Here is a 424-nt window from a genome sequence, read left to right on the forward strand (position 1 = left end):
TGCTGCAGCTGCACCTACAGGTACGCGAGGGCCGCTGTTCCCACCGGAACCACCTGGTGGGAACAGCGGCCCTCGCGTAGATCACCGGGGCGCCTCGCCTTCAGGCCTGGATCGCCAAGTGATGCGGGAGCCAAGAACAGCGCGTGTGCTTGGACGCCTCAGGAGGGTGACGTCCCGTTTCGCCGATCTGGCGACCATTCGGACTACGCCATACGGTGTCATACGTTTGGGTGATACTCAGTCGCAGCGCACATATGCCTAGAATTGTTGGGACCGCCGAATAGTATTCTGTGGGACCAACAATCTTTGCTCATCCGTAATTCAGACATAGATTTACGCCCAGGTCTGACAAGACTGCTATAGCTGCTACGGGAGTTTTGCCCATGGGTTTTACGATCGCTGGTTGCTACCTTAGCTCCCATGA

Annotated in this window: 1 protein-coding gene; it reads right to left on the reverse strand. The window is 57.1% G+C overall.

The window, feature by feature from the left end:
• Positions 1 to 218: 218 nt before the first annotated feature.
• The coding region (locus K5Q99_RS23260; RefSeq protein ID WP_220778169.1) for a hypothetical protein at positions 219 to 424 on the reverse strand (206 nt) is incomplete at its 5' end.

Source organism: Shewanella hafniensis, assembly GCF_019655335.1.
GTDB classification, from domain to species: Bacteria; Pseudomonadota; Gammaproteobacteria; order Enterobacterales; family Shewanellaceae; genus Shewanella; species Shewanella hafniensis.